Below are 22,274 nucleotides of genomic sequence, written 5' to 3' on the forward strand. Positions count from 1 at the left end.
CTTGCGGCGAGCGCGGTGGAGGAGCGCGCTCGACATGCGAGCGCCACGGGTCGCATGCCGACGCTCTACATCGGGCACGGCGCGCCACCGCTCGTCGATGATCCGCTCTGGGTCGCCCAACTCGCCGCCTGGGCGAAGGCCTTACCCCGCCCGAGCGCAGTGCTGATGGTCTCGGCCCATTGGGAGAATGCGCCGCTGACCATCGGCGCGACCCGCACCGGCACGCCGCTGATCTACGACTTCGGCGGCTTTCCCGAGCGCTATTACCGGACGCAGTATCGGTCGCCAGGCGCGCCCGAGCTCGCCGCCGACATCCGGCGCCTGCTCTCCGATCAGCCGGTGGCCGAGCAGCCCGACCATGGACTCGACCACGGCGCCTATGTGCCGCTCACGGTGATGTATCCCGACGCCGATGTGCCCGTGCTGCAGGTCTCGATGCCCAGCCTCGACCCCGAACGGCTTTTCCAGATCGGTCGGCGGCTTCGCACGCTCCGCGACCAGGGGGTACTCGTCATCGGCAGCGGGTTCCTGACGCATGGCCTGCCCTTCCTGCGCGACTTCCGGCTCGATGCACCACCGCCGACATGGTCGACCGAGTTCGACGCCTGGGCGCACGAGGCGCTCGATCACGGGGACGTCGACGAGCTCTCCGACTTCATGCACCGCGCACCGGCGGTCAGGTACGCTCATCCTCGGACCGAGCACCTGGCGCCGCTGTTCGTGACGCTCGGTGCCGGCGACAGCAACGGAGAGCCGCTGCCGAGCATCATCGACGGCTACTGGATGGGGCTCTCCAAGCGCTCGATCCAGATCCCCTAGTCGAACGCGATGCTGGAGGTCCGCCGCGACCACGAGATCCACAAGGAAGAGGGCGGCTGGTTTGTTGCCCGCTGGCACTTTTCCTTCGATCGCTATCGCGATCCGCGACAGATGGGCGTCGGGTCGCTGCGCGTGTTCAACCACGATCGCCTCGCTCCCGGTGCGGTCTGGCCGATGCACCCGCACGCCGACGTCGAAGGCATTACCTACGTGTGGAAAGGCACCTTCCGCCATGCCGACAGCCTCGGCAACGATGGCATCCTCCATTCCGGTGATGTGCAGTTGATGACGCTCGGCTCCGGCGCGGAGCATTCTGAACAGAACGGTTCAAAAACCGAGCCGATGGAGTTCTTGCAGCTGTGGATTCTTCCGGACACCTCTGGCCTTCCGCCGGGTCTCCAGCAACGACAGTTCACCAAAGAGGACCGGACCGATCGCCTGTTGAAGGTCATCGGACCGGCGGCCAGTGAACCGGTCAGGGTTCATCAGGACGCCGCCGTGTACGTCGGCCGTCTCTCAGCCGGCACGGTGGTCGCTCACGACTTTCGGCCCGCACGGGGCGGCTATCTCTACCTGATCGAGGGCCGCGCGACGGTCGGCGCCGAGGAGCTGGCCACCGGTGACGCGACAAAGATCCGGGACGAGGCGGCGCTGCGCATCGAGGCGAAGGATCTCTCGGAGCTGATTCTGGTCGACGTTCCGCTGCACTTCACACCCGTCGGCGTCTGGGCGCGCTGACGCGAGGGCGCGGCGTGACGTAACCTGACACGGTAACCTTATGGTTACCGTAATTTCAGGGGGCAGAAGGGAGGACGTGATGGCGAACGTGAAGGTCAGGGGATCAGGGACACGCAAATCACCGTGGGTTCTGAAGACACCGCCGGGGACGTCGGAATTCGAGGCCTACCGGGATGAGACGCTCGATCCGCCGGCCCTCGTCGTCCAGGTGGGGAAGACGGAGGTTCGGTATCAGTTGCGCGGGCTGGACGACCTCCACAAGATGCTGAAGCAACACGGTGATTGGATGCCGCTTGGCAGTGCGGACGAGCAGAAACCGGCCGCCGAGGGAACCGTCGAGGCGTGGGCCCGTTCGCCGAAGAATCCGGTGGGCGGCTGGTACGGACTGAAGAAAGGGTTGCGCGGCCGCTTCGGGATGTACGTCCCGCCCGTCGTGGAGGCGATGGGCCTCGCCGAGGTAGAGCACCTGCCGAAGAACAACCGGATGCGAGCGCGCTGACAACCCCCACGCTGCCCTCCCCCAGAGGGGGAGAACCAGAAGGACGGCGTAGATTAGGCGCATGCCCTCCCAGGTCTTCTCGGTGCCCGAGGTGAAGCGGTTGCTGGAGCAGGGCGCGCAGCTGGTAGACGTGCTCGGCGACGACGAGTTCGCCAACGACCATCTACCCGGCGCGATCAATATCCCGTTGAAGCGGCTCGATGAAAAAACAGCGGCCGGACTCGATCGCGAGCGGCCAGTGCTCGTCTACTGCAACGACTTCGGTTGAGACCTCTCGCCGAGGGCCGCGTGGCGGCTCGAGACGCTTGGCTTCAAGAACGTGATCGACTATGTCCCCGGCAAGCTGGCGTGGTACGAGGAAAACCAGCCGCGCGAGGGCAAGGCCGTCGAGGAGACCTGGATCGGTGACGTCGCGGATCCGGAGGTGCCGACCTGCGGTCTCAAGGATCGCGTCGGCGATGTGCGCGGTCGGACCGGGGATTGGGCCACCTGCGTCGTGCTCGGCCCGGCGCGGGTGGTCCTCGGGTTGCTGCGCAAGGCAGAGCTCGACGGGGACCCCAGCGCGACCGCGGAGCGGGTGATGCGGCCGGGGCCGAAGACCTTCCGACCGAACGTGACGCTCGAGGAGCTGCTCAAGTCGATGCGCGAGCACGACATCCAGACCAACAGCCTGGTCACCACTGGCGAGGGCCGGCTGCTGGGCGTGATCTCACGCGCCGACGCCGAGGCGACCCTCGCCCACGAGCAGGCTTAGGATTTCCGCCGGAAGTCGCAGCTGCGCCGCAACGGGCAGGCATCACAGCGCGGCGCTCGAGACTGGCAGATCATCGCCCCGAGATCCATCAACGCCTGGTTAATGAGGTAGCCCTTCCCTTTCGGAATCACCGCGGCGGCCAGCGACCAGAGCAGCTCGGTCCGGGCGCGCGGCGTGGTCGCGATCCCAAAGTACCGTCGCAGCAGCCGGGCGACGTTGGTGTCGAGCACGGCCGCATCCCGCCGGTGGGCGAAACTCATGACCGCCCCGGCGGTGTAGCGCCCGATTCCGGGGAGGCTGCGCAACTCGTCGAGGGTTTCGGGAAACCCGCCACCTGGGCGGTCGGCGACGCGCAACGCCGCGCCATGGAGCCAGCGTCCCCGGATCTTGTACCCGAGTGGGTCGGTGATGGCCTTCACCTCGGCGAGTGGCGCGCTGGCCATCGCCGCCACCGTCGGATATTGCGCCAGGAGGCGTTCGTAGACCGGAACCACCCGGGAGATCTGGGTCTGCTGCGACAGCACCTCCGAGACCAGGATGGCATAGGGATCTCGGGTCTTTCGCCACGGCAGGTCGCGGCCGTGCGTCCCGTACCAGGCGAGCACCCGGCGCTGCAGCGAGCGGCGGCGGCCCCGGGCGATCAGTGACGCCACGGGTTGCGCCCCCCTAGCAAGCTCGGCCGGGCCGACCGGTTATACGCATCGCCGTGCGAAAGCGGGGGCGCGTTCTGGTCGCACTCGGGGCCGCGTGGGCGCTTGCCCTCGCCATCCAGCTCTCCGCGCTGGCCCGCGCCGGGGGCGGCGGCGGCGGCGGCGGCGGTGGGGGTGGCGGTCACAGCGGCGGGGGCGGCGGCCACAGCAGCGGCGGGGGCGGGGGCTTTTTCTTCGTCGGCGGTGGCAGCTCGGGCAGCTCGAGCGGTGGGTCGCCGCTGCTCTTCTTCATCATCCTGGCACTGATCGGCGCCTTCCTCATCTACCGCGGGTTGTCGAGCCGGAAGTCGGCGAGCACCGTAACCGACGACGGTGACGACACGGCACCGCCCGTGGATTCCGCGGCCGTTGCAGTCGGCATCACGGGGCTGCAGGCGCGCGATCCGAACTTCAACCCGCAGGTCTTCATCGACCGGGCCCAGACCACCTTCTTTGTGCTGCAGAACGCCTGGATGGCCCGCAATCTGGAGCCGGCCCGCATCTATCTCTCCGACGCGATTTATCACCGCTGGAAGCTGCAGGTCGAGCAGTTTGTGACCCTTCACAAGCGCGACGTGCTCGAAGACCTGGCCGTCAATGGCTGCGCCATCGCCAAGGTCGCGAGCGACGCGAACTTTGACAGTGTCACCGTCCGGTTCGACGCCATCGCCAAAGATTACGAAGTCGATGACGCCGGCAAGATGCTCAGTGGGGATAAAACGATAAAACCGTTTACCGAGTTCTGGACGTTCATCCGCAGCCAGGCGGCGAGGACGCGGGTCGGGGAGACCGCCGAAATCACGCAGTGTCCGAACTGCGGCGCGCCGGTCTCCATCAACGAGTCCGGCATCTGCGCCTACTGCAAGGCCACGGTGACCACGGGTCAGTTCGGCTGGGTGCTGAATAACATCACCCAGGCGTCGGAGTGGTCCGCGGCGGCCTGAGCGTGTAGTCGAGGGCCGACCGGGCGAGGGCGGCCGCGGCCACCTCCAGCTCGCCGGCAGCCACGACATGGTTGACCAGCCCTTGAGCGACGGCCTCCCTCGCGGACATCAGCCGGCCGGTCAGGATCAGCTCCAGCCCGAGCTTGCGCGGGAGGCTTCGACCGATCGCCGGCATGATCGTCATCGGCATGATGCCGAGCCGCACCCCGGGCAGACCGAAGCGCGCGGCCTCCACGGCGACGGCGAGCTGGCAGGCCGCGACCAACCCGAAGCCCGCGCCCAGGGCGTCCCCGTTGACCGCGGCGACCAGCGGTTTCGAATAGGTGTCGATCAGGACTAACAGGGTGCCGAGCTCGCGCCGCTCAAGGGCCTGCTCGAGTGGTCGACGCCCGCTGATGAACCCCTTCAGGTCGGCGCCCGCGCTGAACGTCTCACCGGTTCCAACCAGGGTTACGGCATGGACGTCAGTGTGGTCGCGCGCCCGCGCCAGGGCGAGATGCAGGGCCCGCACCATCGACGGACTGAGCGCGTTGCGCGCCTCCGGCCGGTTCAGCCGGAGGGTCAGGACACCCGCGGTCCGGCTCTCGACGAGCTCGTTCGCCGCTAGACGCCACCCATGACGACGCTTTTCTCTTCGGTGTAGAAGTCGAGCACCTCGATGCCGTGTTCCTTGCCGAAGCCGCTGTGTTTGGTGCCGCCAAAGGGCAGCTCGTCATATGCCACCAGGTTGACCTGGTTGATCCAGGCATAGCCGACGTCCAGCCGATCGATCGTCTGCTGCGCCTTCTTGATGTCACGCGTGAATACGGAAGAGCCCAAGCCAAACTCCGAGTCGTTGGCGCGCTCGATCGCCTCGTCGAGACTCTTGACGCGAGCAATCGGCAGCAGCGGCCCAAATGTCTCCTCCCGCCACACCCGGGCGTCCGGTGGAACATCGGTTATGACGGTCGGCTCGAAGAAGAAGCCCCGGTCGTATGGCGCGCCCCGCAAGCGGTTGCCACCGGCGAGCAAGCGTGCGCCACGGTCGAGGGCATCTTTCAGCTGGGCTTCGATCGTCTCGCGACCGCCCGCTGTGTGCATCGGCCCCATCTGGGATGACGCATCTGTCCCAGGCAGAACCTTGAGTCGCTTGGCCCGCGCGGTGACCCTCTCGATTACCTGGTCAAAGACCGCTTCGTGGACGAAGACCCGCTTCACCGCCAGGCACGCCTGGCCGGCGTTGAAAAACCGTCCGATGGCGATCGCCTTGCTCGCCTGCTCGATGTCGGCGTCATCGCAGACGATGGCCGGGTCGCTGCCGCCGAGCTCCAGGGTGACGTGCTTCAAGTCGGAGGCCGCCTCCGCCATCACCTGTTTGCCGGTCTGGGTTTCCCCGGTGAATCCGATCTTGCGCACCTTCGGATTCTTGATCATCTCCTGGCCGACCACCGCTCCCGGACCGACGACGACGTTCAGCACGCCGGGGGGGAGGCCGCCCTCATTCATCAATTCGACCAGCCGGATGGTCGACAGTGGCGTGGTACTGGCCGGCTTGGCGACCACGGTGTTGCCGACCGCCAGCGCCGGGGCAATCTTGTTCGCGAGCAGCGTGAGCGGGAAGTTCCAGGGAATGATGGCGCCGACGACCCCAATCGGTCGGCGCACCACCAGGCCGAAAGCCCCTGGCACCGATAGCTGGACGTGCTTGCCCCGGATGGCGCCTGAGGCGGCCAGCATCGCATAGAACTCGATGCCCTCGACGAATCGCTCGGCCTCGATCTTCGAGTCGCGCAGCGGCTTGCCCTGCTCGCGCGTCAACAGCGAGGCGACCTCGTCGAGGTGCTGCCGGGCCAGCGCCGCGCCTTCCATCAGGATCTGCGTGCGCTTCTGCGGCAGCGTCTCGGCCCAACCGCGGAACGCCGCGTGGGCGGCGTCGATCGCCTGCCGGGTTTCCTCGACGCCGGCCTGTGGGACCGTGTCGACCAGCTCGCCGGTCGCGGGGTCGTGGATCTCCACGGTCGCGCCGGAGCGTGCCGACACCGGCTTGCCGTCAATCACCATCGTGCTCATATCCTTGCCATTCCTCCTGCTAGCGCGGGCGAACTAGACTTCAGGGTACACAAAGGAGGGATCGATGGAGCAAGCGACCACCTCGGCCAGGGTTGTGTCGGTCAGCAAGGAACAGGGCGGCGTGGCGCTCATTCACCTCAATCGCCCACCGGCGAATTCGTATGATCGGCAGTTCATCGACGACCTGAATGCCGCCATCGATGAGATCCGCTTCGATGCAGCGATCGGCGCGGCGGTGCTGATGTCGGACCTGCCCAAGTTCTTCAGCGCCGGCGCCGACATCGGGATGTTCCGCAGCGTCACCTCGAAGGTACGGGCGATGACGATCCTGCACATGCACGAAGTCCTGCTCAAGATGGAGCACACGCCAAAGGTGTTCATCGCCGCCATCGGCGGTCATTGCCTGGGCGGAGGCCTGGAGATCGCGCTCGCCGCCGATTTCCGCTTTGCGGCCGAGGGGGAATACCGGCTCGGCGTCCCGGAAGTCACGCTCGGCCTGCTGCCGGGTAACGGCGGGACGCAGCGCCTGCCTCGTCTGATCGGCCGGCAGAAGGCGATGGAATTGCTCCTGACCGGCAAGCCGCTGGATCCTGCGTCGGCGGCCGGTCTCGGGATCGTCGATCGACTCGTCGCGCCGGACCGGCTGCTGCCGGAAGCGATCGCTTTTGCCACGACCCTGGCGGGTGGTCCGACCGTGGCCATCGGCGAGATCAAGCTGGTTGCGAAGCAGGGGCTCGAGATGTCGCTCGAGAGCGCACTCGCGCTGGAGCGAGGCGGCATCTTCCGTCTCTTCGAGACGGCGGACGCCAAAGAGGGGCTCACCGCCTTCGCCGAGAAGCGCAAACCCACCTGGAAGGGCGAATAGCCTCGGTTCAGCCCCCGGCGCGGAGACCTACCTTCTATATGCGTCCAGCCCGGCCGCGACCGGCTGCCTGTCACATTCGTGCGGGCGGTGGTGCTTCCTTGGTAGATGCTCCAGATGGAGGCGTGGCGCCCGACCGTAACCCGGGCGTCGTTGGGCGCGATTAACCAGCGCGTGCCGGATCCGTTCGAACGGCTATTCCTGCAGGAGTATCCGAAGGTCGTGGCCATCGCCTATCGGGTTCTCGCCGATCGGCCGGCGGCGGAGGATGTCGCCCAGGAGGTCTTCCTCAAGTTCCATCGGAGTCACTCCCCCGACTCCGAGCGCGCCTCCGGGTGGCTCCATGCCGCCGCCGTCCATTCGGCGCTGAACGTGATTCGTGGGGAGCGGCGACGGGCGCTGCGCGAGACCGCCCACGCGCTCGACCCGGCGCGGCCGACGATCGCCAGCCCCGAGCGGTTGGTCGAGGAAGCGGAGCAACGGCGCGAGGTGCGGCGTGCGCTCAGCCGGTTGCCGCAGCGGACGGCAGCCGTCTTGATGCTCCGGCACAGCGGGCTGAGCTACGCCGAGGTGGCGATGGCGCTCGGCATGAAGGTAGGCAATGTGGGGACGCTGCTGCGCCGGGCGGAAGAGGCCCTGCGCAAGGAGGTCAAACGTGCGACACCTGAGTGATGGATCGCTGCGACGGATCTATGACGAGCCGCTGGCGCTGACGGCGGCGGATCAAGCGCACTTCGACGAGTGCGCGGAGTGCAAACCGCGCTTCCACGTGATCGCGAATGATGCGCGGGCTACGACGGGACTGCTGCAGGTGCCGGCCTTCGAGCCGCAGGCTCCTGCCGCCCTTGCCATGGTGCGGACGCGCATCAAGCGAGAGGAGACGGCCAGGCCGCCGCGCTGGTACGAGCGCTGGCTGAGTCGGACCTCGGCTCGCTGGCGACCGATGGCCACACCGGCGATCGCCGTGCTGCTGGCGGCCGCACTGCTCACGGGCCTCGGGGTATCCGGAATCGCGCAGAGCCTGGTCCGGATCTTCGAGCCGCAGCAGCTCAAGGCGGTGACGGTCTCGCCTTCCGACTTCGCCCAAACCACTGCCCTGCTCGACTACGGACAGGTGAAATGGTTGCCGGACGCGCCGAGGTTGCAGCAGCTCACCGATGCGGCGACGGCCCAAACCCAGTCCGGACTTCCGGTTCTGATGCCGGCCTCTCTTCCGAACGGGGTTTCCGGCCCGGTCAGCTACGGGGCCGTCTCCCGCGCGACCGGGTCACTGACCTTCGACGCCGAGCGGCTACGCGCGTCCGCCGCAACCAAGGGCGTGAAGGTCAACCCCATGCCGTCGAGTATTAACGGCAGCACGCTCGTGGTCAACGCCGGTCCGGCGCTGGTCGAGGTGTGGGGCCTGTCTGGCGGGACGGGAATCGCCAGCGTACCGACGCTCGTGATCGCGCAGACCCGAGTCCCAACGGTCGACTCGAATGGCGCGACCACCGCGCAACTCGAGGATTACCTGCTCTCGCAGCCCGGGGTGCCGCCAGAGCTCGCGGCACAGGTCAGGGCGATCAAGGATCCGAGCACGACGCTTCCGATCCCAATCCCGAAGGGCCTGGCGACGACGGAGTCCGTGCAGGTCAATGGAATGCCCGCAACGCTGATCAAAGCCGTGCTGGGGGCGGGCGTGGTCTGGGTGAAGAATGGCGTAATCTACGCCGTCGGAGGTCAGTTGACCCCCGACCAGGTGCTCGCCATTGCAACGTCCCTCCACTGATCCCATCGATCTGAATCCGACGGAGGCGGCCGATGCCGCCTCCCTTGCCGTTCATACGCAGGACCTGGCGAAGCGCTACGGCAAGACGGTCGCGCTGAGCGGGCTGACGATGAGCGTGCGGCGCGCGGAGGTCTTCGGATTCCTGGGACCGAACGGTGCCGGAAAGACGACCGCCGTGAAGCTGCTGGTCGGCCTGGCGCTCCCCACCGCGGGCCAGGGATGGGTCCTGGGCGCGCCGATCGGCGACCTGCAAACTCGGCGACGTCTCGGCTACCTGCCGGAGCTGTTCCGCTACCAGGGCTGGATGAAAGCGCGAGAGGTGCTGGGTCTGCACTGCGAGCTCTCCGACATGGCGCGCTCCGACTGGAAAGCCGAGATCGACAGCGCGCTCGAGCTGGTCGGTCTTTCGGATAGGGCGGACGATAAGGTCGAGGGCTTCTCGAAGGGCATGCAGCAACGGCTGGGCCTGGGTGTCGCCTTGCTCGGTCGCCCCGAGCTGGTATTGCTCGACGAGCCCACCTCGGCGCTCGATCCGGTCGGGCGCCACGACGTCCGGGAGATCATCCGCACGTTGAAGGCGCGCGGCACCGCCGTCTTTCTCAACTCGCACCTGCTCAGCGAGGTCGAGCAGATCTGCGACCGGCTGGCCGTGGTGGACCACGGCCGGGTGATCGCGACCGGAACGATGGCGCAGATCCTGGGACAGGACGGGGCCGTTCGAGTCCGCGTGACGGGGCTAGCGGCAGCCGGTCGTTCCGGGCTTGGCGCGTTCGGGAACCTCGAGGACGAGGGCGAATGGCTGACCTTCCGTGGCCTTTCCCCGGATCGGGTACCCGATCTCGTCAGTGAGATGGTCCGCCTGGGCGGCCGCGTCTATGCCGTCGAGCCGCGACACGAGACGCTCGAGGACCGCTTCCTCCAGCTCCTGAAGGAGCAGGACCAATGAGACAGGTTCTGACGATCGCCCGGCTCACGATCCTGGAGGCATCACGCCGCAAGCTGCTGCTCGCCCTTGGTGCGCTGACGGTCGTCGTGATCGTGCTCACCAGCTGGGGCTTCAGCCGGCTGCCGACGATGAAAGACGTGACGCCCGCGCAGGTTCGGCTGGCGTCGTCGCAGCTGACAATCCTGGTCGCCTTCATGTTCAGCGGCGTGCTCGCGCTCGGGTCGACCCTGGTGGCGGCGCCGAGCATTGCCAGCGATATCGAGTCGGGGATCGCGCTCGCCATCCTGCCGCGGCCCATTCGACGCAGCCAGCTCCTCATGGGCAAATGGCTCGGGCTCGCGCTGCTTGTCACGCTCTACGCCGCGGGGAGCGGGCTGCTCGAACTGCTCGGGATCTGGCTCGCAACGGGTTATACGCCACCGAACCCGATCGCGGCACTGACCTTCGTCGCCGCAGAAGGCATCGTGTTGATGACGCTCGCCCTCTTGCTCAGCACGCGCCTGGCGCCCATGACGGGTGGAGTGATCGCGCTGGTGTTCTTCTTCGTTGCCTGGATCGGCGGCATCGCGCTGGCGATCGGCCAGGGATTCGGCAACGACACCATCATCAACATCGGCGTCGGCAGCCGGCTGCTGATCCCGACCGACGGGCTCTGGCACGGGGCGATCTTCTACCTGGAGCCGTCAGAAGTCCTGGCCGCGGGCCGGGCGGTGGGGCGCGCGCGAGCGGCAAATCCGTTCTTCGCCGACCAGCCGCCGCCGGTGATCTATGTCGCCTGGGTCGTCGCCTGGCTCGGCGGCCTGCTAGCCCTCGCGAACCTGAGCTTCGCGAAGCGAGACCTCTAGGCAGCGTTCGGCGCGTCTCTGTGGCGCCGGTAGTTGCCGGAGGGTTTCCGTCCAGCGGGCCCATCCCTGGTGGGCACATGGGCCATTGACTTAGGCAGTCGCCGAACGTACATTTAGCTCGCCAAAATCGGCGATCCGCAACTCACTAGGAGGGGAAACATGGGAGTCGCGACCTTAACGCCTCCGGCGCAGCGAATAGGGGAGGAGCTCGTCTATCCCGACGGCCGGCACGAGCTGGCCGACGATTCGTCGATCCGTGACAGCCCGCTTTACAACAAGGACCTGGCGCCGGTCAAGATCAAAGACCGGAGCTGGAGCACGTACAACTACCTGGCCTTATGGGTCGGCATGGCTCACAACATTCCAACCTACGGTCTTGCTGCCGGCCTCGTGCTCCTGGGGATGTCCTGGTACCAGGCGATCCTGACCATCGCCCTCGGGAACATCATCGTGCTCATGCCAATGCTGCTGAACAGCCACGCGGGCACGAAGTATGGGATTCCGTACCCGGTCTTTGCCCGGGCCTCATTTGGAGTTTTCGGCGCGAACGTCGCCGCATTGCTCCGGGCCTTCGTTGCCTGTGGATGGTTTGGGATTCAGACCTGGATCGGTGGCGAGGCGCTCTTCATCGTCATGGGCAAGCTCCTCGGGATTTTCAGCTCCGACCTCGGAACCTCCTGGCTCAAGGCGGGTCTGTTCTTCGGGTCACCCTGGACACAGTGGCTGAGTTTTGCCCTCTTCTGGGCGCTCAACATCTTCATCATCGTGCGAGGCCTGAATACGATCCGGCGGTTCGAAAACTGGGCGGCTCCCTTCGTTATCGTCGTCGCCCTTGGATTGCTCGTCTGGATGACCTCCAAGGCCGGCGGATTTGGGCCGCTCGTTTCCCAGCCGGGCAAACTGGGCTGGGGTGCCGACTTCTGGAAGCTCTTCTTTCCGGCGCTGATGGGTCAGATCGCCTTCTGGTCGACGCTTTCGCTGAACATGCCAGACTTCACGCGGTTTGCGAAGAGCCAGCGGGCCCAGACCATCGGCCAGGCGCTGGGACTTCCGACGACGATGACGTTCTTTCCTTTGCTCGCCGTGCTGATCACGTCCGGGACGGTTGCGGTCTACGGTACCGCCATCTGGAACCCGGTCGAGCTGGTCGGCAAGTTCGACAACGCGCTGGTCGTCGTTCTGGCCCTGTTCACGCTGGCCGTAGCCACCCTCTCGGTCAATGTCGCCGCCAACGTCGTGAGCCCGTCCTATGACTTCTCGAACACCTTCCCGAAGTGGATCAGCTTCCGAACCGGCGGCCTGATCACCGGCATCCTCGGGGTCGCGATCGCCCCCTGGAGGCTGTACTCGGACGCGCACGTCTACATCTTCACCTGGCTCAACTTCTATGGCGGCGCTCTCGGCGCGATCGCGGGCGTGCTGATCGCCGACTACTGGTTCATGCGCAACACCAACCTGAAGCTGGGCGACCTCTACCGCACCAACGGCGAGTATCGGTACAGTGCCGGGTTCAACTGGCGAGGCTTGATCAGCCTGCTGGTTGGTGGCGTCCTAGCCGTGGGTGGCGCCTATACCGCACCAGGCACACAAGGCCCATTCCCGGCAAAGGGCGTGATCCCGTTCCTCTACCAGCCCGTCACCTTCTATGACTTCGGCTGGGTGGTCGGCCTGGTGGCGGCGTTCATCTGCTACCTGGCGCTCTCGGCGCTCTTCCCGGCGGCTGCCGCGCGGCGGCGCCCGCAGGCTGCTCCGGCGACCTGAACTCGATATCGATCGCGCTGGAGCCCCTTCCTCGCGGCGGGGGCTCCAGCCTTTTGGAAGGAATGGCACGAATCAGCTTCGGCGTCTGCTTTGCTCCAGATCCGCCCCCCAGCCGGTGGGTGGATCTGACCAAGCTTGCCGAGGCACACGGTTTCGAGTACGCGTGGCTCTTCGACTCCCACGTGCTCTGGCAGGAGGTCTATCCGATCTTCACGCTGATGGCGGCCAACACGCGGACCATCAAGATCGGTCCTTGCGTCACCAACCCGGGGACGCGCGATCCAACCGTGACGGCCAGCGCGCTGGCCACCCTGAACGAGATCTCCGGCGGCCGAATGGTGATGGGCATCGGTCGCGGCGACAGCGCCCGCCGCGTCCTCGGCCAGAAGCCGGTTTCGGTCGAGCGCATGGAGGCGGACTGCCGCCTGATCCGCGAGCTGGCGGCCGGCCGTGAAGTCGCCTACGACGGCGTCAAGGTCCGGCTGAAGTGGGCCGAGCACGAGCTGCCCATCTGGGTCGCGGGCTATGGGCCAAAGGCGCTTCGGGCCGCCGGGCGGGTGGCCGACGGGGTCATCATCCAGCTGGCCGATCCGGCCATCATCAAGTGGTGCCTGCAGTTCGTGCGGGAAGGCGCCCAGGAGGCCGGCCGGTCCTTCGACGACATCCAGATCCAGGCCGCCGCCCCGGCCTTCATCTCTGATGACATCGAGGCAGCGCGTGAGCAAGTGCGCTGGTTCCCGGCGCTGGTCTCCAACCACGTCGTCGACCTGTTGAAGCGGTACGACGCGCAAGACCTTCCGAAGGCGCTCACCGACTACATCAAGGCCCGCGACCACTACGACTACTCGGAGCACGCGCAGCGGGGCGCGGCGCACGCCGACTTCGTTCCCGACGACGTGATCGACCGCTTCTGTGTCATCGGCACCGTGGAGCAGAGCCGGAAACGGATCGAGGAGCTGATCGACGCCGGCGTCGACCAGTTCAACCTCTACCTTATGGTGGAGAAACCCGAGGCGGTCATCCAGAAATACGGCGAGGCTATTATTCCGGCGTTCAGCTAGGAGGAGGCGACACAGACATGGCAAAGGTGCGGGCGGCGCTTATCCAGGCGCACGCGAACATGCCCAAAGAGGAAGCGATCGTAACGCACGAGGCCCTGATCGCCGAGGCGGCGGCCAAAGGCGCGCAGATAACGTGCCTCCAGGAGATCTTCTTCGGCCCCTACTTCTGCGCCGAGCAGGACGTCAAGTGGTACGACACCGCCGAGCGGGACGATGGGCCGACGGTCAAACGGATGCAGGCGCTGGCGAAGAAGCACAAGATGGCGCTCGTGGTGCCTTTCTACGAGGAGGCCCAGACCGGCGTCTACTACAACACGGCGGTCCTGATCGAGAACGACGGCACGATGCTGGGAAAGTACCGCAAGACGCACATCCCTCACGTCGGTCCCTGTTTCTGGGAAAAGTTCTATTTCAAGCCCGGCAACCTCGGCTACCCGGTGTGGGACACCTCGGTCGGCCGGGTCGGCATCTTGATCTGCTACGACCGGCACTTTCCGGAGCCCGCCCGCGCGCTGGGGCTCAAGGGCGCCGAGCTCGTCTTCAATCCCTCGGCCACGGTCAAATCGCTGTCGCGCTATCTCTGGGAGCTCGAGCAGCCAGCCCACGCCGTCGCCAACGGTTACTGGATCGGCGCCATCAACCGGGTCGGGGTGGAGAAGCCGCTCAACGACGCGCAGTTCTACGGCTCGAGCTACTTCTGCGATCCGCGCGGCCGCATCATCGGGAAGGCGTCGGAGACCGAGGATGAGGTGCTGGTGTGCGACCTCGACCTCGACATGAATCGGGAAGTGCGCAACACCTGGCAGTTCCTCCGCGACCGCCGGCCCGAGAGTTACGAAGACCTCGTCAGGGAGCTGCCATGAGGACGCTGATCAAGAACGGCACCGTGGTGACGGCGAGCGATACCAACAAGACCGACGTCTTGATCGACGGCGAGAAGATCGCCGCGATCGGGAGCGGGCTGGCGGCCAGTGCCGACCAGGTGATCGACGCCGAAAACCGCTACGTGATGCCGGGCGCGATCGATGTCCACACGCACATGGAGTTGCCGTTCGGCGGTACCTTCGCGTCCGATGATTTCGCGACCGGAACCGCGGCGGCCGCCTGGGGCGGCACGACGACCATCGTCGACTTCGCGGTGCAGAGCTTTGGCCAGACGCTGCGCCAGGGGCTCGACCAGTGGCACAAGAAGGCCGAAGGGAAAGCGTACATCGATTACGGCTTTCACATGATCGTGCGTGAGATCAACGACTCGATCCTCAAAGAGATGGACGCGCTGGTCAACGAGGGCATCCCGTCCTTCAAGCTCTTCATGGCCTACCCCGGAGTCTTCATGCTCGACGACGCGTCGATCTTCCGGGCGATGAGCCGCACGGCGGCAAACGGGGGCCTGATCATGATGCACGCCGAGAACGGCGGCGCGATCGACGTGCTCGTGCAGCGCTACCTGGCGGAAGGCAAGGGCGATCCCATCAATCACGGGCTGACCCGCCCGGCCAGCATGGAGGGGGAGGCCACTGGACGCGCGATCGCGCTCGCCCGGCTGGCGGAGGTCGCCGTCTACATCGTGCACCTCAGCTCCAAAGAAGCGCTCGACGCCGTGCGCGAGGCGCGCGACGACGGTGCCCCCACGTTTGCCGAGACCTGCCCGCAGTACCTGTACCTGAGCCTGGACGACCTGGGCCGCCCCGGCTTCGAAGGTGCGAAGTACGTCTGCTCACCGCCGTTGCGACCGGCCTCGCATCACGATGAGCTCTGGAAGGGCCTCCTGCAGGACGACCTGCAGCTGGTCGCGACCGACCACTGTCCATTCCATTTCAAAGGGCAGAAGGAGATGGGACGTGGCGACTTCTCCAAGATCCCCAACGGCTTGCCGGGTGTCGAAGATCGCTTTTCGCTGATCTTCCACGGTGGCGTGAACTCCGGGCGGATCACGCTCAACCGCTTCGTCGAGCTGGTGGCGACCGCGCCCGCCAAGATGTTCGGTCTCTTCCCGCGCAAAGGGACGATCGCCCCCGGGAGCGACGCCGACATCGTGATCTTCAATCCGAGGGTGGAACGGACGCTCTCGGCGAAGACCCATCACATGAACGTGGACTACAGTTGCTACGAAGGAATGACGGTCAAGGGCCTGCCGGAGGTCGTGATGCAGCGCGGGAACATCCTGGTGCGCGACGGAAAATTCCAGGGCGTCAAGGGTGCCGGCCAGTTCCTTCGACGTTCGGCATTCCATGGGGCGCCGGCCACTGAGCAAAGCCCGGTGGGAGCCAGATCATGATCGCCACCAAGAACGTCCGGAGCTTTATCGGCGGCAAGTTCCGCGATTCACGATCCGAAAAGACCGATCCGATTCCAAACCCCGCGACTGGCGAGACGATCGCCAGTCTTCCGCATTCGACCCGCGAGGAGATCAACGAGGCCGTCGCCGCGGCGAAGAAGGCGTTCCCCGCCTGGAGCGAAACCCCGGTGCCCGAGCGGGCCCAGGTACTGTTCCGCTTCAAGGCGCTCTTCGACAAGCACATCGACGAGCTCTCGGCGATCGTCACGCAGGAGAACGGCAAGACGCTCGACGAGTCGAAAGGCGAGGTCAAGCGGGCGATCGAGGTCATCGACTTCGCCTGCGGCGCTCCCACGCTGATGATGGGCCAGAACCTCGATCAGATCGCCAAAGGCATCGACGAGGAGTTGACGCGTTTTCCGGTCGGCGTCGTCGCCGGGATCACGCCCTTCAACTTCCCCAACATGGTGCCGATGTGGATGATCCCGGTTGCCATCGTGACGGGGAACACCTTCGTCCTCAAGCCGTCGCAGCTCACTCCGCTCTCGGCGATGCGGATCGCCGAGCTGCTCGAGGAGGCCGGCCTGCCGGAGGGCGTCTTCAATGTCGTACACGGGGCGAACGACGCGGTCAACCAGCTGCTGACCCACCCGGATGTCTCGGCGATCTCGTTCGTCGGCTCGGCGACCGTTGCCGCCTACATTTACGCCACGGCCGCGGCCAATGGGAAGCGGGTGCAGGCGCTCGGCGGCGCTAAGAACCACATCCTGGTGATGGACGATGCCGACCTCGAACTCTCGGCGCCACACGTCATCTCTTCGGCCTTCGGGAACGCCGGCCAGCGTTGCCTCGCGGGGAGTGTCGCGGTTGGCGTCGGCAAGATCGGCGACGCCCTGGTACGCGAGCTGGCCACTGACGCGGCGAAACTGAAAGTGGGCCCGGGCACCGATCCCAAAACCACGCTCGGGCCGGTGATCCGAGGTGAGCGCAAGAAGAAGCTGATCGAGTACATCGACGGCGCCCAGTCCGAGGGAGCGCAGCTCGTCTCCGATGGACGCCAGGTGGATCAGAAGGAGGGCTTCTTCCTGGGGCCGACGATTTTCGACAAGGTCACGCCGAACATGAAGATCTGGAAAGAGGAGCTCTTCGGGCCGGTGCTTGCGGTGATGCGCGCCAGCGACATCGACGAGGCGTTGAAGCTGCTCAACGCCAGCACTTTCGGCAACATGGCGTCGATCTTTACCGGTTCGGGCAAGTACGCTCGCGAGTTCAAGCGCCGGGCGCAGGCCGGGATGCTGGGCGTGAACATCGGCGTCGCGGCGCCGATGGCCTTCTTCCCCTTCACCGGCTGGAAGAATTCGTTCTTCGGCGATCTGCACGCCACCGGCCAGGACAGCATCCGCTTCTATACCCGGCACAAGGTGATCACGACCCGGTGGCTTTAGAGACGAGTGCCCGGCCGCACGTCTTGAGCGGCGAGGAGATCGTCGCCCTCTGCCGGCAGTACACGCTCTACGACTGGATGGCGCAATCGGCCGCCGACCCGATTCCCGTCGACCACGCCAAGGGCGTCTACTTCTTCACCCCCGAGGGGAAGCGGTTCATCGATTTCAACAGCCAGTTGATGAGCGTAAACGCCGGTCACGGCGACCCACGAATCATCGAGGCCATCAAGCGGCAGGCGGAGAAGCTCGCCTATGCGAACCCGTTCATGGCCCACGAGCCGCGTGCCTTGCTCGGAAAGAAGCTCGCGGAGTTGCTCCCGGGGGACATGAACACGGTGTTCTTCACCCTCGGCGGGGCCGATGCCAATGAAAACGCGGTAAAACTGGCCCGGGCTGTCACCGGCCGCTACAAGGTGATCTCGCGCTATCGCTCGTACCATGGCGGAACCGGGGTGTCAATGGCCATGACCGGCGACCCCCGTCGCTGGGCCAACGACCAGGGAACGTCCGGCGTGGTCCGGGTGCTCGACCCACATCACGGGCCGCAACGGGAGGTCGACTCGGCGGAGACGGCCCTGCAATACCTGGAAGAGACGATCGAGCTCGAAGGACCGCATACGATCGCCGCGTTCTTCCTGGAGACCGTCGTCGGCACCAACGGCGTCTTGATTCCGCCCGACGGCTATCTGCAGGGCGTACGCGAGTTGTGTGACCGCTATGGCATTCTGATGGTCTGCGACGAGATCATGTCCGGGTTCGGACGGACCGGGGAGTGGTTCGCCGTCAACCACTGGAAGGTCGTTCCCGACATGATCACCATGGCCAAAGGCCTGACATCGAGCTACGTACCGCTCGGCGCCGTCGGCATGCGTCCACGGATCGTGCAGCATTTCGAGAAAAACGTGTTCTACGGCGGCCTCACCTACAACAGCCATCCACTGGCCTGCGCCGCCGCATTGGGCACGATCCAGGCCTACGAGGAAGACGACATGATCGGGAACGCGCGCAGGATGGGCGAAGTCATGAAGCGCCACCACGACGCCCTCAAGAAAAAGCACCCCTGCGTCGGGCTGACACGGTCGATCGGCCTGTTCGGCATCCTGGAGCTGGTCAAAGACCGCAAAACGATGGAACCGCTCGCTCCCTTCAACGGCACGTCGGAGCCGATGAAGGCGATCGGCAAATACTTCCGCGAACACGGCCTCTACACCTTCGTTCGCTGGCACACGATCATGACGAACCCACCGCTGTGCATCAGCGAGGAAGAGCTGGGGGAGGGATTCGCGATCATCGATAAGGCGCTCGACATCGCGGACCAGGCCGTCGCCTAATTTCCACGCTTTCGACGCTCGATGACGATCGTCCGCGACGACCCGTCGATCCCCGACGAAGGCTTTGCCGAACTCTATGCCCAGCTGCCGGACGCGACCGACCTGTGGCCCTGGCTGGAGCTCGCACAAGCGGCCGCGCCGCCCGTCCTCTACCTTGGCATCGGCACCGGACGGCTGGCGGTCCCGTTGCACGCGGCCGGGATTGAGCTCGTCGGCGTCGATAGCCATCCGGGTATGCTCGCGCGGTTACGACCGCGCCTCCCCGGCACGGAGCTCATCCAATCACGGATCGAAGACCTCGACCTGGGTCAGCAGTTCGATCTCGTCGTCGTCCCTTCGAACATCTTGTGTTTCGTCGACCGGCTGCGCGCTGCCGGCAAGCACGTGGTCGCCGATGGGTCACTTGCCTTCGAGTTGACCAATCCCTACTGGTTGCGGTCCGGCGCGAGCCCGTGCGTGCGAGTCCAGTCGCTGGACGGCAACGGGGCGCGCTTCGAGGTCGATTACGCGCTTCCCGACGGCCGCACCATCACGCAGCAGGCCGAGATTCCGCTGATCTGGCCCGAGGAGGTCGAGAACTGGCTCGCGACCGTGGCCGGGTTGAAACTACGCCAGATGTTCGCACGACCGGATGCCGAGATCGTCGACTCACCGAGCTTTTACGTGGTGGCCGGCAGGTGATCCGGGCGTGACGTCCCGGATCCTGGTGGTGGAGGATGACCGCGCGCTGCGCGGCGTGCTGGTCTCCGCGCTGCAATCGGGTGGGTACGAGGTGGAGTTCGCCGCCGATGGCTCGGCCGGCGTTCAGGCGCTCAAGGCGAAAGCCTTCGACGTCGTGCTGCTCGACATCGGGTTGCCCTTTGTGGATGGCTGGCATGTCCTCTCCACGCTCGAAGGCCGCCGCGTCCCCTCGGTGATCGTGATCAGCGCGCGCGGCGACCAGGCTGACAAGGTCCGCGCCCTCGACATGGGAGCGGACGACTACCTGGCCAAGCCCTTCGGCTCCGAGGAACTGCTCGCCCGCATCCGCGCCGTCCTTCGGCGAGGGCAGCCGCCCGCCCAGGTGCCTCTCGTGGTGCGGTGGGGCGACGTTTCGGTGGATCTCAGCCGCCATTCCGTCTTGAAGGACGGCCAGGAAGTGCGGCTATCGCCGACCGAGTACCTGCTGGTTGCCGAGCTGGCCCGCCACGCCCACGATGTCATGGACTATCGCACCCTGCTCCACCAGGTGTGGGGGCCCGCCTACGGCGACGAGCGCCACTACCTGCGCGTCTTCATCCAGCGGTTGCGGCTCAAGCTCGAGCACGACCCCGCGCACCCCGAGGTGATCCAAACGGCGCCCGGCCGCGGCTATCGTTTCGGTCCGGCCCGCGAACGATAAACGACCGGCGCCAGGTGCCGGAACCCCCACTCGCTGGAGCTCGTACAAGGCGTCGCTGATCGTCGGTCGCGAGCGGGAATGCTCATGCGACCGCCGTATCCCCGTAAGCGTCAACGGCCTATAAACGTCTGAAGCCCGCGGTGTGCTTGTTTATGCGCCGTTGATTCCGCCGAGCGTAGGCTCGGTTTGTGCCACTCGATATTTGGATGATCGGCCTGCTCGTGCTGCTTACCGTCGGAAGCTTTGCGTACGTGTTCGGACTGAAGAGGCTGCCCTGATGGCGGGTTACATCGTGTCCGGCGTCGTGGCATTGGCCGTCAGCGTCTACCTCTTCATTGCCCTACTGTTTCCGGAGCGCTTCTGAGCCATGGTGCTCGAGCTGATCGGGGTCGCCATTACGTTCGCCGCCGTCGCCATCGGCGCCTGGTTCCTCGGCACCTTCATGGTCACGGTGTTCACCGGGGGACGGACGTTCCTTCATCCTGTCATTCGGCCGGTGGAAGTCGGCTTTTACCGCCTCGGCGGCATCAAGGAGGACCACGAGCAAGGCTGGATCCTCTACACCGTCGCGATGCTCGCGGTTCAGGTCGTCAGCTTCATCCTCACCTATCTCATCCTTCGTCTCCAGGACCACCTGCCGCTCAACCCGATGGGCTTCAGCGGCGTCGCCCCCGACCTCGCCTGGAACACCACCGTGAGCTTCGTGACCAACACCAACTGGCAGAACTACACCGGCGAGCAGACGATGTCGTATCTGTCGCAGATGCTCGGGCTGGTGATTCACAACTTCCTCTCGGCGGCGACCGGCATTGCGCTGGCCGTCGCCTTGATCCGTGGCATGTCCGCCCGCAAGCTGAAGACGCTCGGCAATTTCTACGTCGACGCCACCCGGGCCATCCTCTACATCCTGATCCCGATTTCGGTGATCGCCGCGTTCATTCTCATCTCGCAGGGCGTGATCCAGAGCCTGGACGCATACCCAACGGCGCATACCGTCCAGGGCTCGACCCAGACGATCGCCGTCGGCCCCTTCGGCTCGCAGGAGGCGATCAAGGACCTGGGTAACAACGGTGGTGGACCCTTCAACGCCAACTCGGCGCATCCCTTCGAAAACCCCAACGGCTTCACCAACCAGTTCGAGATCTTCCTCGAGCTGTTGATCCCCTTTGGGCTGGTGGTGACCTTCGGCAAGATGGTCGGCAACATCAAACAGGGCCTCGCGATCGGCGGGGCCATGGTGGCGATCTTCGTGGTGGCGACCGGCATCGCGATCGGCGCCGAACAGGTCGGCAACCCGGCGTTGACCGCGGTCGGGGCCGACCAGTCCCGAACGGCCACGCAACCCGGCGGCAACATGGAGGGTAAGTCGGTCCGCTTCGGCCCGGTGTACTCCGCGAACTTCGCCGCCTCGACGACCGGGACGAGCACCGGATCGGTCGACTCGAGCCACGACAGCTTCACGCCTATCGGTGGGATGGTGGCGCTCGTCCTGATCCAGATCGGGGAAGTCGCGCCCGGCGGGATCGGCGCCGGCCTCTACTTCATGCTGGTCTTCGCCATCCTGGCGGTCTTCATCGCCGGCCTGATGGTCGGGCGAACGCCGGAATACCTCGGCAAGAAGATCGAATCGAAGGAGGTGCGGCTGGCGTCGCTGGCCGTCCTGATCGACGTGCTCGTCATCCTGGGATTCACGGCGATCGCGGTGCTCGCGCCGGCGGCAACCGCGAACGGAGGGGGACCGCTCAATCCGGGCGCGCACGGCTTCAGCGAGATCCTCTACTCCTTCTCCTCGCAGGTCGGCAACAACGGCAGTGCCTTTGCCGGCCTTAGCGGCAATACGGTGTTTTGGAACACCCTGGGCGGAACAGCGATGTGGCTGGGGCGCTTCTTCGAAGTCATCCCGATCCTGGCCCTCGCGGGCGCGCTCGCCGGCAAGAAAGTCGTCCCGGCCGGGGCCGGCACCCTGGCGACCGACCGGCCGCTCTTCTCGGGTCTGCTCGTCGGCGTCGTGCTGATCGTCGGGGCGCTGACGTTCTTCCCCGCGCTGTCCCTGGGGCCGCTGCTGGAGCATTTCCAGTTGGCCGCCAATCACCTGGCTCGCTGA

24 protein-coding genes are annotated in these 22,274 nt (G+C 65.8%); 21 read left to right on the plus strand and 3 right to left on the minus strand.

Features of this window, described 5'->3' with window-relative positions; genetic code table 11:
- Positions 1 to 54 precede the first annotated feature (54 nt).
- The 5 genes from VHK65_07095 to VHK65_07115 all read left to right on the plus strand — a co-directional run bounded on the left by VHK65_07095 (position 55) and on the right by VHK65_07115 (position 2,810).
- Positions 55 to 819, plus strand: coding sequence for a class III extradiol ring-cleavage dioxygenase (locus VHK65_07095; protein ID HVS05916.1), 765 nt, complete (start codon positions 55 to 57; stop codon positions 817 to 819).
- Between the two features lie 9 nt (positions 820 to 828).
- Positions 829 to 1,557: a pirin family protein gene (locus tag VHK65_07100; protein ID HVS05917.1), complete on the plus strand. Its 729-nt coding sequence runs from the start codon at positions 829 to 831 to the stop codon at positions 1,555 to 1,557.
- A 79-nt stretch (positions 1,558 to 1,636) separates the two neighbouring features.
- Positions 1,637 to 2,056 carry a hypothetical protein gene (locus VHK65_07105; protein HVS05918.1) on the plus strand — a complete coding sequence of 140 codons (420 nt, stop codon included), beginning with the start codon at positions 1,637 to 1,639 and terminating at the stop codon, positions 2,054 to 2,056.
- 61 nt (positions 2,057 to 2,117) lie between these two features.
- Entirely contained in the window at positions 2,118 to 2,324 is a 207-nt protein-coding gene (locus VHK65_07110; GenBank protein ID HVS05919.1) for a rhodanese-like domain-containing protein, read from the plus strand.
- Between the two features lie 51 nt (positions 2,325 to 2,375).
- The gene (locus tag VHK65_07115; protein ID HVS05920.1) at positions 2,376 to 2,810 is read left to right on the plus strand and encodes a CBS domain-containing protein; all 435 of its coding nucleotides are present in this window, start codon (positions 2,376 to 2,378) and stop codon (positions 2,808 to 2,810) included.
- On the opposite strand, the gene VHK65_07120 is transcribed toward VHK65_07115, so the two are convergent.
- Positions 2,807 to 3,463 (minus strand): A/G-specific adenine glycosylase, encoded by a 657-nt coding sequence (locus VHK65_07120; protein ID HVS05921.1) that lies wholly within the window; start codon positions 3,461 to 3,463, stop codon positions 2,807 to 2,809. The two genes, VHK65_07115 and VHK65_07120, sit on opposite strands and share 4 nt — an antisense overlap.
- 53 nt (positions 3,464 to 3,516) lie before the next feature.
- Here VHK65_07120 and VHK65_07125 point away from each other — a divergent pair, with 53 nt between their 5' ends.
- On the plus strand, positions 3,517 to 4,443 hold the full coding sequence (locus VHK65_07125; protein ID HVS05922.1) for a Tim44-like domain-containing protein: 927 nt from the start codon (positions 3,517 to 3,519) through the stop codon (positions 4,441 to 4,443).
- Here VHK65_07125 and VHK65_07130 read toward each other — a convergent pair.
- Positions 4,409 to 5,008: an enoyl-CoA hydratase/isomerase family protein gene (locus tag VHK65_07130; protein HVS05923.1), complete on the minus strand. Its 600-nt coding sequence runs from the start codon at positions 5,006 to 5,008 to the stop codon at positions 4,409 to 4,411. The two genes, VHK65_07125 and VHK65_07130, sit on opposite strands and share 35 nt — an antisense overlap.
- 38 nt (positions 5,009 to 5,046) lie before the next feature.
- Positions 5,047 to 6,492: an aldehyde dehydrogenase family protein gene (locus tag VHK65_07135; GenBank protein HVS05924.1), complete on the minus strand. Its 1,446-nt coding sequence runs from the start codon at positions 6,490 to 6,492 to the stop codon at positions 5,047 to 5,049.
- A gap of 64 nt (positions 6,493 to 6,556) precedes the next feature.
- Here VHK65_07135 and VHK65_07140 point away from each other — a divergent pair, with 64 nt between their 5' ends.
- The 15 genes from VHK65_07140 (at position 6,557) to kdpA (ending at position 22,274) form a co-directional block, all read left to right on the plus strand.
- Positions 6,557 to 7,357: an enoyl-CoA hydratase/isomerase family protein gene (locus VHK65_07140; GenBank protein HVS05925.1), complete on the plus strand. Its 801-nt coding sequence runs from the start codon at positions 6,557 to 6,559 to the stop codon at positions 7,355 to 7,357.
- A gap of 114 nt (positions 7,358 to 7,471) precedes the next feature.
- A complete protein-coding gene (locus VHK65_07145) occupies positions 7,472 to 8,026 on the plus strand; it encodes a sigma-70 family RNA polymerase sigma factor (GenBank protein HVS05926.1) in 555 nt (184 codons plus the stop codon).
- A complete protein-coding gene (locus VHK65_07150) occupies positions 8,010 to 9,122 on the plus strand; it encodes a hypothetical protein (protein ID HVS05927.1) in 1,113 nt (370 codons plus the stop codon). The genes VHK65_07145 and VHK65_07150 overlap by 17 nt, the downstream gene beginning before the upstream one ends.
- Complete coding sequence (locus VHK65_07155) at positions 9,103 to 10,068, plus strand: ABC transporter ATP-binding protein (GenBank protein HVS05928.1); 966 nt, start codon at positions 9,103 to 9,105, stop codon at positions 10,066 to 10,068. Before VHK65_07150 ends, VHK65_07155 begins: the two co-directional genes overlap by 20 nt.
- A complete protein-coding gene (locus VHK65_07160; protein HVS05929.1) occupies positions 10,065 to 10,913 on the plus strand; it encodes an ABC transporter permease in 849 nt (282 codons plus the stop codon). Before VHK65_07155 ends, VHK65_07160 begins: the two co-directional genes overlap by 4 nt.
- Positions 10,914 to 11,072: 159 nt before the next feature.
- The gene (locus VHK65_07165; protein ID HVS05930.1) at positions 11,073 to 12,674 is read left to right on the plus strand and encodes an NCS1 family nucleobase:cation symporter-1; all 1,602 of its coding nucleotides are present in this window, start codon (positions 11,073 to 11,075) and stop codon (positions 12,672 to 12,674) included.
- Between the two features lie 62 nt (positions 12,675 to 12,736).
- Positions 12,737 to 13,735, plus strand: a complete 999-nt coding sequence (locus VHK65_07170) for a TIGR03842 family LLM class F420-dependent oxidoreductase (protein ID HVS05931.1) — start codon at positions 12,737 to 12,739, stop codon at positions 13,733 to 13,735.
- 17 nt (positions 13,736 to 13,752) lie between these two features.
- A complete protein-coding gene (locus VHK65_07175) occupies positions 13,753 to 14,598 on the plus strand; it encodes a nitrilase-related carbon-nitrogen hydrolase (GenBank protein ID HVS05932.1) in 846 nt (281 codons plus the stop codon).
- On the plus strand, positions 14,595 to 16,013 hold the full coding sequence (gene hydA, locus VHK65_07180; GenBank protein HVS05933.1) for a dihydropyrimidinase: 1,419 nt from the start codon (positions 14,595 to 14,597) through the stop codon (positions 16,011 to 16,013). The genes VHK65_07175 and hydA overlap by 4 nt, the downstream gene beginning before the upstream one ends.
- Positions 16,010 to 17,458, plus strand: coding sequence for a CoA-acylating methylmalonate-semialdehyde dehydrogenase (locus VHK65_07185; protein ID HVS05934.1), 1,449 nt, complete (start codon positions 16,010 to 16,012; stop codon positions 17,456 to 17,458). Before hydA ends, VHK65_07185 begins: the two co-directional genes overlap by 4 nt.
- Complete coding sequence (locus tag VHK65_07190; GenBank protein HVS05935.1) at positions 17,449 to 18,789, plus strand: aminotransferase class III-fold pyridoxal phosphate-dependent enzyme; 1,341 nt, start codon at positions 17,449 to 17,451, stop codon at positions 18,787 to 18,789. Before VHK65_07185 ends, VHK65_07190 begins: the two co-directional genes overlap by 10 nt.
- Positions 18,790 to 18,810: 21 nt before the next feature.
- Positions 18,811 to 19,470: a methyltransferase domain-containing protein gene (locus tag VHK65_07195; protein HVS05936.1), complete on the plus strand. Its 660-nt coding sequence runs from the start codon at positions 18,811 to 18,813 to the stop codon at positions 19,468 to 19,470.
- A gap of 7 nt (positions 19,471 to 19,477) precedes the next feature.
- Positions 19,478 to 20,170, plus strand: a complete 693-nt coding sequence (locus VHK65_07200; protein HVS05937.1) for a response regulator transcription factor — start codon at positions 19,478 to 19,480, stop codon at positions 20,168 to 20,170.
- 277 nt (positions 20,171 to 20,447) lie between these two features.
- The gene (gene kdpF / locus VHK65_07205; protein HVS05938.1) at positions 20,448 to 20,534 is read left to right on the plus strand and encodes a K(+)-transporting ATPase subunit F; all 87 of its coding nucleotides are present in this window, start codon (positions 20,448 to 20,450) and stop codon (positions 20,532 to 20,534) included.
- A 3-nt stretch (positions 20,535 to 20,537) separates the two neighbouring features.
- Positions 20,538 to 22,274, plus strand: coding sequence for a potassium-transporting ATPase subunit KdpA (kdpA, locus tag VHK65_07210; GenBank protein HVS05939.1), 1,737 nt, complete (start codon positions 20,538 to 20,540; stop codon positions 22,272 to 22,274).

The organism is Candidatus Dormiibacterota bacterium (assembly GCA_035544955.1).
In the GTDB taxonomy this organism is placed as follows: Bacteria; Chloroflexota; Dormibacteria; order CF-121; family CF-121; genus CF-13.